Origin of the sequence: Mucilaginibacter gossypiicola, assembly GCF_900110105.1 — a bacterium.
GTDB lineage: Bacteria > Bacteroidota > Bacteroidia > Sphingobacteriales > Sphingobacteriaceae > Mucilaginibacter > Mucilaginibacter gossypiicola.
In genome coordinates, this window is sequence record NZ_FOCL01000001.1 from 915159 (window position 1) to 927298 (window position 12140).

The following is a 12140-nucleotide window of genomic DNA, read 5'->3' on the forward strand; positions in this document are numbered from 1 at the left end:
TATCTGAACTAAGGTTGTATAGTTTCGTGAAATAATGTTCAGCACCGGCGATAAAAGCATCAACCATGAGCTTCATGTAAATACGAAACCCGGTGAATTGAATAGCTGTCAAAGCTTGATCATATTGATCAGGAAAACATCATTTTCCCTGATCTGAAGTTTTTTTGAAAATATGCCTGAACTACTTACAGTGATATTCTCTTTCAGAATTGCAGCACCATTATTCTGCTTTTTAAGCATCGCTACCTGTGCTTTGCTAAGCTGGTCGGGCTTGTTAAACGAAAGATAGCTGGTGTAAGGATCATTTACTTTGTACCCTGTTTGGTAAACCTCTAACCTGTATTTTCCACCGGGCATGCCGGCTATAGCCAATTCAACTTCTCCTTTTGATTTGGCGGGCAGATCACGGATGTAATAAGATTGATTATTAACAGAATCGGGTAAAGTATAAGTATAATCCCATAGCAGCACCTGAACATCACCTTTTTTGTTTTTACAGGCCCAGGATGAACTGTCCTGGTTAGCTATCTCGGTTTCACCCAATTTATTTAAAAACGAATAAGCAAAAAAAGCAGATTTTTTTATTCCCTGCGTGTTCATCAAGCCAAATCCACCATGAAATGGTGTAAATCTTGGCCCTGCTTCTTCAAAAATGTCGCTAAAAGTCCAGTACGACATGGAGTTGGCTGCTGCACCTGTTTGTTTAAGCTTCTCAAGTATGTATGCAGCTTCATGATAACTATCATGTATCGGGTCGGCTGGTGTATATGATGAACTCCATTCTGTATAATGTAGCTCCAGCCCCGGAATTGCAGATTCTTTTATTTGTTTGCGTGAATTCCAAACGTCGCCGCTAACGCTTTCTTTATTTTTAGCAAGTACAGTGCCGGTTGATCCATATTCATCCAAAAAGCCCTGATTAACGCCGTAGGCATGTGTGCTGACAAAATCAATAGGCACCGAATTTTTGCTACAGAAATTTATCATTTCGGGTACCCACGCTGCGCCAGCAGTAGCCGGCCCGCCAACTCTATAGGCCTGGTTTACACTTTTAATGGCATGCGCACTGTATTGATAAAGTTTTAAATAATCATCCTGCGAACCTGTCCAAAAGCCATCTTTCAGGTTGGGTTCATTCCAAACTTCAAAATACCATGTTTTAACCTCATCAGTTCCATAGCGTTCGGTAAAATGCTGAGTGAGGTTTCTGATCAGGCCTTCCCATTTCTTATAGTCTTTGGGCGGTGTTACATTCCCTCTCCACCAAAAAATGGTTTTGTTACCACTCGCAAGCGCGCCAGGCATAAACCCTAACTCAACAAAAGGCTTCATGCCTATACTCAAAATATAATCGTACAGGGCATCTACATATTGATAGTTATATTCCGGGTTTCCATTCCGGTCCTCGCGGTAAACAGCCATATCATCCGTCAGCAAACCGTGCATCCTGATATATTTGAAACCGCATTCATTTCTTACAGTAGCCAGCTGTTGCTGCCAATCGGCCCGTAAACCCTCATTTGCACGCCCCGCCCCTACACATTCTTTAAACGAGGTATTAAAACTTCCTTTTTCTTTTTTAAAATCAAGGCTGATTACCCTTTTTGCGTTAGGCGTTTTATTTAGATTGTTATTTTGGGCAAAAACATTGCTAAAAAGCAGGCTACCTAAAATAATTGGTAAAATTTTCTTTTTCATATTGATCGTTGAATACTCCCCATACCAGGAGGTAACTGATTGTTAGATCTTTATTTCCGTTTTAAGCTGATTGACAAATGATTTAAAGGTTAAAATTTCAGTATTACTTTTTTCCCGTCATATTTTACCTGCTGCTTATTATTCAATTCAAATTGCAGCGGAACAGCTTTATTTTTGCTAACCCATACCACCTTGAACTTTTTGCTGCTTATCATATTGGCAAAGCTGCCTTTCCTATCGCCAATGGTTAACGTTTTTTTTGCCTCATTATAAGTCAATTGTATCGTACTAAAGGCGCCTTTTTCATAGTTATAGTTGATGCCTTCGTCCTCATAAATGGTAAATTCCGCGTCTTTACCCGTGTATACATATAAGGTGACCGGATCGGCCGGTTTTTCGCCGGTATATTGTATTTCAGGACCAAAAGGGATAATTGAACCTTCTTTTACGTATACAGGGATCCGATCATAAGGTGCATCTGCCGTTATAGTTTGCCCTCCGGCTGTGTATTCACCATCGTATAAATTATACCAGCCGTTCCCCTTTGGTAAATAAATACTCCTGTTGGTTGCGTGATATTTGTAAACCGGATTAATAAGCAAAGCCGTACCAAAAAGATACTCATCGGCTATATTTTTCACGTTTTCATCCTGCCCGTAATCCATTATTAAACCACGCATTAGGGTATAATCATGATGGTATGCCATGCCTGCCAAACTGTAGATATAAGGCATTAAGCGATAGCGTAGCTTATCATAATAAAGCATACTCTGATAAGCAGGATGGTTTTCGGGAGCTACATTATAAATTTCGCGGTACGGAAACTGGCCATGCACCCTAAATAAAGGCACGAATGAGCCAAACTGGTACCAGCGTGTTATTTGCTCGCGCCATTCGGCCAAATCTTTTTCGTTTGGTTGCTCGTAGCGATGTTCAACTGCAAAACCACCTATGTCCATAGTCCAGTAAGGTATACCCGACAAGGCAAAATTGATCCCGGCCGGGATCTGGTTTTTCATATCGTCCCAACGGGCAGCAATGTCGCCGCTCCAGGTAGCTGCCGCATAGCGCTGTAAGCCTCCATAGGCCGAGCGGGTTAACAGAAATACACGCTCATTTGGATTGGTTCCGCGTTGTCCCTCATAAATGCCCTTTGCATTTTGAAGCGGAAATGCGTTAAAATATTGTGTTGATGATCCTAAATAAGTAGGGTTCATAAAATCTTTGCGGCTTTGTATATTCAGGTTCGAGGTTATATCCGGTTCTGAAGCATCCATCCACCATGCGTCTACGCCTTTGGTATACAACTTTTTATTCATCAGCCCCCAGAAGGCCTCTCTTGCTTTCGGGTTGTAAGCGTCATAAAAGGTGGAGAAATACCCTTTACCTATCCAATCCCGCTGACGGTTTGCTATATTTCGCTTATACAGCCAGCCATTTTTATCAAAGTATTTATAACTTTCAATCCCTTCATAAAATTTAGCCCATACAGAGATCATAAAATGAGTGTGGTACTCATCATGTAGTGTGCTGATCATTCCGGCAGGATCAGGAAACCGGCTTTCGTCAAATTCCTGGCTTCCCCATTGGTCTTCCTTCCAGTATGACCAGTCTTCAACAATATTATCCAGCGGTATTTGTCTGCGCCTGAACTCCTTTACAGTATTCAATACTTCATCCTGGGTTTTATAACGCTCACGGCTTTGCCATAAGCCCATTGCCCATTTAGGCATGATTACAGCTTTGCCGGTAATGGTACGATACCCGCTGATAATGTCATCGGCATTTTTTCCATATACAAAATAGTAATTGAGCTGATTGCCCGATTCTGAGTCGAATGCATATTTATTTTGCTGCTCCCGACTTAGTGGACTTAACCACTTTAATGCGATGAATGATTCATCTGCATCGGGCAGCCATTCAATTTTAATGGGGTATTTTTTGTCTTTGATCAGATCGACATTTAATACCGCAGTGCCTGGGTTCCAGCCCTGCCTCCAGCGGTCGGCCAGTAACTTACCATCAATCCATATCTTTACATAACCTGCATATTTAAGCCAAAACTGGTGGCTTCCGGTATATGCTGATGCAATAGAGCCTGTCCAGCTCACTTTTCCTTCTCCCAATTTATAGCCTTGGGGGAAATTTTTCATATCCTCCAAAAAGGAATAATCGATATTAGATTCCGGCCGTTGCACAAAAACAGCAGCAGAATCTGTCTTTTTAGCATAAGTAGCAGTTAGCCAACCTTCACTCCCATCTGCGGCAAATAGCTTCAACTCCGAAATAGACTGATAATCGCGGCTATCACCAAACTTAGTTAAGGAGTAATTATCCCACAGGATACCATAATTTTTACTTGAAACCAGGAAAGGTACAGCTACCTCTGTATTGTTCTGGAACAGTTCCAGATGCTGGTTTTTAAAGTTTACGATTCCATTTTGATGCTGACCTAAACCATAGATGGCTTCATCGGCCGGACTGTTAAAGCTTTGAACAATATGATATGAGCTTTCGCCATTATTTGATACAGGAACAAATGTCCGGTCGGCGCTTTCACCTAAAATAAGCTTATTTGCCTTATCGGTAAAGCTCACCGTACCCTGAGGCAACAAAACGTGTGCGATAACCGATGATGTTGAAAGCAATAACTGATTACCTTTTTGAACAACACTCCAGGAAACAGGAGATTTGGCACCGTCAATTGCCATTAAGCTTTTACTTGTTGAAAAGGAGCTTTCGGGAGTTGCCGTTACATGAATAATTTTATCAGAAATAACCTGCAACCTGAGCAGGCCGGCATCCTGCGCTGATTTTTTAGACAGTTTAACAATAATTCCATCGGTTACTTTTTTATAAACATTTTGGGCAACAGCAGGCGTAAATGAAGCAGCTGAAAAAAAAGTACAAGTACACAGTAGTATACGCTTTAGCATAGTATTAATTAAATAGGTTATAATATTGATTACACCAATAAACAGGTTCATAATAGCACAAGACGATTACAAAATCTTCTCGTTTTTCGATGGGCTAAAGGTAAAAAGCGGTTACGCAATCGATTGTTTACAAATAGGGACACAAATGTTAATTAATCACCAGAGATGCATTAACATTTAGATAGCCTAATATATAGCAACAAGCAATACAAAGAATATAATGCTTAAAGCGTCCTGAAGTAAGTTCGCATTAAACCAAACGACTGACAAGATTAATTTTATCTGCATAAATTTCCGGTCAATTTATCATCCTATCTGCTTAACGGCTCTGTCAATTATCTAAAAGTCAGAGTTAACTGTATCTTCTAATATGATACAAGGGCTGCCTGTACCATATTTTCATAATAAATTTATTGTCTTTCATGGCAAATCACTACCAATAAAGTTCCCATTTACTCAAGTCAATATTGAATTCCTGCTCCTTTTTTTGCCCATTTTGTTAATCATTTTGGCTTGTTTTCTTCTGAACCCCAACGCATAATTAGTTTAAATAACTGAAAATCAATAAACTAACCAAGATTAACATTTGTATCCCTATTTGTAAACAATCGATTGCGTCGAGCCCTCTAATTTTATCTTCTACAAAGCGTCATTTGTTCTATATCACTGCCGCCTGTCTGATACCAACACAATGGTTAAGACGAGATAACCAATTTTAATAGTAACCTAATTTAAACTAAGCATTATGCCCAAACGCGTACTTATAAGCACCTGCGCTATTTTCCTGCCGTACAGTTACGAAAAACTGTTATGAGCCACTTAATACCGCTTAAGTAAGATACTCACCCATCAGCTCTGTATTTCATAAAAGCATTCAGTATTCCAATATCTATGTGATTATCCTGGTAATCATTTTCATCCAGAACATCAGATAGTTTCAAAAAGAGCTCGTCGGTATAAAAAAGTATGACAAATAATTATGAATGGAGAAAAGCAAATTAATTACTAACAAAACAACAATGAACCAATTATCAACCCTTAAAATCCTATTATCAGATGGATAAAATTTTACAAAAGAGAGTGAAATATAAGATTTCATTAATTGTGGCGGGCATATTCTTCTGTCTTTCCGCTCACGCACAAACCGTTAATATTACGGGTAAAGTAACAAGTGCAGACGACGGCCAACCGATACCAGGAGCAACTATTAAAATTAAGGGAACAAGCTATAGTGCTGCATCCGGCGCAGACGGTAATTATTCGATAGCAGCTGCACCTGGCAAAACACTTGTATTTAGCTTCTTAGGGTTTTCGCCGCAGGAAATAACGGTTAAACAAACAGGTGCAATTAACGTTAGGCTCAATTCAACATCCAGCAATTTAAACGAGGTTGTTGTTATCGGTTATGCTAAGGCACGAAGAAAAGACGTTACAGGTTCTATAAGTTCAATATCGGGAGCCGATTTGCGCCAAACGCAACCAACTACTTTTGACCAGGCCCTGCAGGGTAAGGTTGCAGGGGTTGTGGTTCAACAAGTGTCGGGCCAGCCTGGAGGCGGTGTATCTATTCAAATACGTGGTGTGTCGTCAATAAGCGGCTCTAATTCGCCACTGTACGTAATAGATGGTATTATTATCCCTCCGGTTTCCGACCCCGGTAACGGTTCTAATCCATTAAATAGCATCAATCCTGCCGAAATTGAATCAATAGATGTGTTGAAAGATGCTTCGGCGACAGCCATATACGGTTCGCAGGCAACCAATGGCGTAGTAGTTATCACTACAAAAAGGGGCAAAGCCGGACCGCCGCGGATAACTTATGATTTTTATACCGGTTACCAGGAAATAGCCAAGCGGCTCCCAACAGTAGATTTGCCACAGCTTGCCACTTTTATTAATGCCCGGGCCGCTGTTTGGGGCTTCGATGCCAGGCCCGAATTTGCCAATCCCCAATATTTAGGTCCCGGTACCGACTGGCAAAAAGAATTATTCCGGAAAGCGCCGATGATGAATCATACACTTACTGTAAGCGGCGGGGATGCCAGAACCCAATATTTACTATCAACCTCGTATTTTAACCAGGAAGGGATAGCTCTTGGATCTGATTTTAAAAGATACTCCTTAAGGCTGAATTTAGATAACAAAACCACTAGTTGGCTAAAAATAGGAACCAGCCTTCAATTGGCGCATATTAATGAAAATGTAAATTCAACTGCCAGCAATGTAATCAGCACCGCATTAAGCCTTACCCCGGATGTTCCGGTAACCAACAGTGACGGCTCCTGGGGTGGTGTTACAAACACCAACGGTTGGGTACAACCTGTTGCCAACCCGGTGGCATTAGCGAGCATTGTCAAAGACCTAAAAAGGAGGAATCAAATATTCGGCAATGTGTATGCTGAAATACAGTTCACTAAAGATCTGTCGCTGCGAAATGAATTATCCGGTAACTTCGATTTTAATACGGAAGATAAGTTTTCGCCAACTTATAGTTTTGGTAAAGGCACTCCCAGTCCTAACAGCGGTTCCTCTTCCGCCGGCCAAAATTTCTATATTGTAATACGCAATTTTTTAACTTACAACCATAATTTCAATAAATTTCATATCGATGCCTTAGCAGGGCATGAATCGCAGGAGAGCACTTTTGAAAATGTTGGCGGCGGGCGAAGGAATTTTCCTTCAAACAATGTACAGGCGCTTAGTGCAGGGGATGCTACTACGGCCACAAACTTCGGCGATAATTCAAATTCAAACCCCACTGGCGGCTCTGCACAGGAATCCTATTTCGGCCGTATCAATTTTTCATGGGCTGATAAATACCTGCTCACCGGCAATTTACGAAACGATGGTTCTTCAAATTTTCCAGCTAATAATCGTTGGGTTACTACCTATTCAGGTGGATTTGCCTGGAAAATCAATAATGAGGCATTTTTGAAAGGGGTGAAAAGTATAAATGAATTGAAATTGAGACTCGGTTATGGTCTTACCAACAATCAAGGCATACCGGGCAACACCTTTGTAACCCAACTTGCATCGGTTGCTAATGGCCTATCAGGTACAGCGCAGTTTCAAAACAATTTGGCAAACCCGTCTGTAAAATGGGAAAAAACAGATTATTACAGTGCCGGGATAGACGGATCGTTTTGGAATGGGCGGTTAGGTTTTTCATTAGACGTTTACGACCGCGAAACACACGGCCTTTTATTACAGGTGCCGCTTCCAGGATACACTGGTACTGTTGCGGGTTATGGGCCGGGGTCCATGCAAGCGCCTTATGCCAATGTCGGCTCGCTAAGTAACAAAGGATTTGATTTGCAAATTAACTCTACCAATATTAATTCTAAAAATTTCACCTGGAAAACTTCTTTTACCATATCGCGGAATATTAATAAAGTAATCTACTTAGGTGCGGGGGGAAGTGAGGCCAACTTAAGCAAGAAATCTTATGTAATTAACGATATAATTGAAAAAACTACGGTTGGCCAGCCCATTGGCGAATTTTATGGCTATGTATTTGACGGGGTTTTTGCAACTCCAAAAGATTTTCAAAACCATGCCCGGCCTGCCGACCCAAATGGTAACCCTTATCCGATTTCTCCATCGGGCGGCGGTATCTGGTACGGCGACCGTATGTTCAAGGATTTGAATGGTGACGGTATTATCGACTCAAAAGACCAAACCTTTTTGGGTTCCCCAATCCCCAAATTCCAGTATGGTATCAATAATACATTTAACTACAAAAATTTTGATCTGAATATTTTCTTCAGTGGCAGTTACGGCAACAAGGTGTTCAATCAAATGGCGGTACCGCAAACAGATCCGCAAAATCATACTACCTATTTTACATCGGTATTAAATTATGCAAAATTGGCTATGGTAGATCCTAACGGCTCTCCATCCGATGTTAACAATGTATATGTTACCAATCCGAATACTACCGTTGTAGGGTTGAGAAATGACAATACCAACAGCAATAATCGTCCTAATAGTTTGATGATCCAGGATGGTTCATTCCTGCGGTGCAAAAATATCACCTTAGGTTACCGCTTATCGGAAAGTCTTTTATCAAAAATATCTGTGCAGTCTGTTAGGATATATGCCAATGTATCCAATGCATTCATAATTACAAAATATAAAGGTATGGATCCTGAAATTGGTTCGTGGGACCCGCTTCAGGCAGGTTGGGACAGCGGTTATTATCCGCAGCCAAGGGTATTTACTATTGGTGCAAACATAACCTTGAAATAATAAAACGATCACCGATTAAAAATATATGTTTATGAAATTAATTAACAAAATTATTATCATCCTGCTATGTGCGGCAGCAGTGGCCGGATGTAAAAAGAGCTTTTTGGACCGTCCGTCCAACTCGCAGATAAGTTCTAATAATTTTTACAAAACCACCTCCGATTTACGACTGGCTACGGCAAGCCTCTACGGCGGTTCGTTGTGGTGGCAATGGCACAATGGCGCCTGGTTACCACTTGGCGACGTATTGAGCGGCACCGGCAGCTTTCAGTATAGTAACGATTTGGTACAGCTTTTTACACGCACTATTACCCCGCAAAATGGCCTCGTGACAACTGGTTGGGTTGGGTTGTACAATGTTATAGCGCAATGTAATGGGGTTATCAATGCCATACAACAACAGGCGTCTCCGTCCATTTCTGCAGCAGACCGAAATGCTGCCATTGGTGAGGCAAAATTTATTCGTGCCGTAGCTTATTATCATTTGGCGGTATATTGGGGTGCAGTGCCAATTATTGAAGATAACAGCAAACTGATACAAGATCCGCTGCGTAATCGCAACATTGCTTCAGATGTCTATAAATTCGTTGCTAAAGACCTGACTTATGCAGCACAATACCTCCCCAAAACAGATGAAAAAGGGCGGGTTACTACATGGTCGGCGCAGGGAATGCTGGGCAAGGTATATTTGACGATGGCGGGTTTAGGCAAAAGTGGCAGCCGCGACCAGGCTTTATTAGATAGTGCCAAAAAGTATGCGGGCAATGTGTGTAAAAATAGTGGGTTGAGTTTGCTTCCCAGTTATTATGACCTTTTCAAGGCGCAAAACAACGATAACGTTGAATCATTATTTTCGCTTCAATGGGCCGCAGGTGTTGGTTATGGAAACGGCAACAATTTACAAACTTATTTTTCGCCAACGGCCGTTGTACTTCCTCAACAACAAGGTGGCTGGCAACCCTTACAGCCAACATATGATTTATACCGGATGTATTCTGCTAAGGATACGGTAAGGCGCAAAGCCACTATTATGCTCAACGGAGATTTTTATCCCGAATTGAATGCTGCCGGCGGTGGTTATAAGGCGACAGGTACGGGCCTGAAAAAACACATTATTGGCAACGAGAAAGATAACAATTCGCCAACAATGGATACATGGTCATCCATCGAACACAATGCGATTCTTAGATTGGCCGATGTGTATTTGGTATATGCCGAAGCTATTTTGGGCAATAATACTACAACAAGCGACGGTGACGCGCTAACCTATTTTAATAAAGTGCGGGCAAGGGCCGGTGTGGATATTGTGACTGTACTGACCCCTGCTACACTGCGTACGGAGAGAAGAGTTGAACTGGCCTTTGAAGGACAATATTGGATAGACCTCGTTAGGTATTCTTATTATGATCCAACTAATGCTGTGAAGTTTCTTAATGATCAGGATGCAACTCACGGTCGGATTTCGTTTACTTATGACCCGGCAACGAAAATAGCTACAAGGGACACCACTAAGCTACCATCTACGCTTCCGGCAACTATCAATTCATTTACGTTGCCAATTCCGTCATCAGAGTTGACCAGTGACCCGAAATTAGCTGAGCCACCGGTACCATATTATTAATTAAAAACATTAAAACATATTGTGATGAAGAAAAAATCATACCTACGCTTGTGTTTTTTGCCGCTATTCCTGATGGCAGTGGCATTATTACCGGCTTGTAAAAAAGACAAAAATGTTAGCGCTCCGCCGGTTATCGCAAATATCAGGAGTTACGTAGCATCGCCAAATGATACGGTGTTGCACAATGCAGTTGCAAAAGGTCAATGGGTAGTAATAACCGGACAAAACCTGCAAAATGCCACTCAAATCTATTTTGACGGGGTTCCTGCCAGTTTTAATACTGCTTTGTTTGCTTCTAACAGTGCTGTAGTGCAAATCCCTGTAATACAGTTCTCAACCATTGATACAACCAAGCTTTATACAGTGAAGTACACGACAACCGCAGGTTCTACAAGCTTCGCATTCAAATTAGGGCCTGCAGCGCCGACGATCACTGCTATATCGAATGTATTCGCCGCCCCGGGAGATTCTGTTTATTTATATGGCACCAATTTGGTACTCGTTCAACGCTTTTTATATGGTGGCACCCAGATTTCATCATTTAAATCAAGCCTGGACGGAACCGCCCTTGGCTTTGTGATGCCAGCGGCCACGCCTACCGACCAGATAATGGTGACAGCAAAGGCTGGAAGTGCCAATTTTAAAATAGTTGCTTCTCCTACGATCACAGGCGTTTCAAACGAAAACGCCACTCCGGGCGATTCTGTGTTTGTTTATGGCACCTATCTTAAGAATATAGAGTCATTATCTTTTGCAGGAACACCGGTTACGTCCTTTAAGTCTTCAGCCGACGGCAGTTCTGTCCGTTTTGTTTTGCCGGCATTAACGAAAAGCGGGCCGGTTTCTGTTACAACAAAGTTTGGTGCAGCGGCTACTGTGTATAACGTGAATGATGTGGCGACCGGCAGAATATCTGATTGGGAATGGGGTGGCAATTTCAACTGGCAGTGGTGGGGCGGCTCCTATTATACCAACGGAAGCCCCGACTTTCCTGGCAATTCTACGCAGTATATGGTCCTGAAAACCGGCGTTCTGTCTGCTGGTGAAGGCAATACTTACTCAAGTTATGCGATTCGTATGGGGGCGGCACAATGGGTACCGTCATCCAATATGAATGATCCGGTTGATAATTGGGCGTTTAAGTTTGAGGTAAATGTATCAAAACCATGGAACGGAGGTACGATTGATATTTTGAGCGGAATAGATAACAGCCCTATAGCCAGGTGGGAACCATGGCAAAAAACCGCCACAATCACCGCGCCATATACTACTAATGGGTGGATAACTGTAACTATTCCGTTGTCTTCGTTCCGCAAAGCAGATCCTACTCTTGGAGAAGGCAAAGGAGCTCCTATAGCTAAAATTGCCGATTTATTAACCGCTTCAGGAAATAGTACTTGTTTGGTTTACATACATAATTATGGTACTTCAGATACGGCAACCGGTTTTTATGCGGCGTTTGACAATTTTAGAGTTGTGAAAATTAAGTAAAAAGTTTAAGCCCCATAGCCAGGTAACACTACTATGGGGCATTAAAAGATATTATTTCTATTAAAGTACACAGAACTATGATAATGAGAATTAAAACAAGATATAAGATTATAGGGGCGTTTTTTGCAATTTTAATTGTGGCTTCC

Annotated in this window: 5 protein-coding genes; 3 read left to right on the forward strand and 2 right to left on the reverse strand. The window is 41.6% G+C overall.

Features of this window, described 5'->3' with window-relative positions; all coding sequences use genetic code 11:
- Nucleotides 1-108 precede the first annotated feature (108 nt).
- Both BMX50_RS03910 and BMX50_RS03915 read right to left on the reverse strand, forming a co-directional pair.
- Entirely contained in the window at nucleotides 109-1698 is a 1590-nt protein-coding gene (locus tag BMX50_RS03910; RefSeq protein ID WP_091207903.1) for a GH39 family glycosyl hydrolase, read from the reverse strand.
- A gap of 89 nt (nucleotides 1699-1787) precedes the next feature.
- The gene (locus BMX50_RS03915; protein WP_091208603.1) at nucleotides 1788-4634 is read right to left on the reverse strand and encodes a TIM-barrel domain-containing protein; all 2847 of its coding nucleotides are present in this window, start codon (nucleotides 4632-4634) and stop codon (nucleotides 1788-1790) included.
- A 1056-nt stretch (nucleotides 4635-5690) separates the two neighbouring features.
- Here BMX50_RS03915 and BMX50_RS03920 point away from each other — a divergent pair.
- Genes BMX50_RS03920 through BMX50_RS03930 form a run of 3 tightly spaced genes read left to right on the forward strand, consistent with a single transcriptional unit; the run spans nucleotide 5691 to nucleotide 11994 of the window.
- A complete protein-coding gene (locus tag BMX50_RS03920; RefSeq protein ID WP_091207906.1) occupies nucleotides 5691-8882 on the forward strand; it encodes a SusC/RagA family TonB-linked outer membrane protein in 3192 nt (1063 codons plus the stop codon).
- Nucleotides 8883-8913: 31 nt separating this feature from the next.
- On the forward strand, nucleotides 8914-10503 hold the full coding sequence (locus BMX50_RS03925) for a RagB/SusD family nutrient uptake outer membrane protein (protein WP_091208605.1): 1590 nt from the start codon (nucleotides 8914-8916) through the stop codon (nucleotides 10501-10503).
- Between the two features lie 24 nt (nucleotides 10504-10527).
- Nucleotides 10528-11994, forward strand: coding sequence for a glycan-binding surface protein (locus tag BMX50_RS03930; RefSeq protein WP_143065080.1), 1467 nt, complete (start codon nucleotides 10528-10530; stop codon nucleotides 11992-11994).
- Nucleotides 11995-12140: the final 146 nt, after the last annotated feature.

Coding starts and splice junctions, on each gene's coding strand:
- BMX50_RS03930 (WP_143065080.1), top strand. CDS start 10,528: ATGAAGAAAAAATCATACCTACGCTTGTGTTTTTTGCCGCTATTCCTG.
- BMX50_RS03915 (WP_091208603.1), bottom strand. CDS start 4,634: ATGCTAAAGCGTATACTACTGTGTACTTGTACTTTTTTTTCAGCTGCT.
- BMX50_RS03910 (WP_091207903.1), bottom strand. CDS start 1,698: ATGAAAAAGAAAATTTTACCAATTATTTTAGGTAGCCTGCTTTTTAGC.
- BMX50_RS03920 (WP_091207906.1), top strand. CDS start 5,691: ATGGATAAAATTTTACAAAAGAGAGTGAAATATAAGATTTCATTAATT.
- BMX50_RS03925 (WP_091208605.1), top strand. CDS start 8,914: ATGAAATTAATTAACAAAATTATTATCATCCTGCTATGTGCGGCAGCA.